Below are 269 nucleotides of genomic sequence, written 5' to 3'. Positions count from 1 at the left end.
GGCTTCAGCTTCAGATAGGCCTCGCGCTCACCGCCGACCATGATCGCCAGACGGCCCTCCTTGGCGCCGCCTGCCCCACCGGATACGGGCGCGTCCACCAGCGAGACACCCTGTGCGGCACACACTTTCTCCAGGTCGATCGCGGTCTGTGGTCCGATTGTGGAATGGATGGCGATGACGGTCCCCGGTGCGGCGGTCTCGAGGATGCCGTGCGATCCGGCGACCACGGTGAGAACCTGCTCGTCGTTGAGGACGGTCACGCCGATCAC

The 269-nt window shown here is 66.5% G+C and carries 1 protein-coding gene; it reads right to left on the bottom strand.

The features are described 5' to 3' along the window. Nucleotides 1–269, bottom strand: a 269-nt coding sequence (locus SB754_RS20550; protein WP_410784211.1) for an NAD(P)-binding domain-containing protein, incomplete at both ends; no start/stop codon positions are given.

The organism is Leifsonia sp. SIMBA_070 (assembly GCF_046534635.1).
GTDB lineage: Bacteria > Actinomycetota > Actinomycetes > Actinomycetales > Microbacteriaceae > Leifsonia.
Note: the sequence above shows the minus strand (reverse complement) of the source record. Positions and strands in the feature narration are given on the sequence as shown.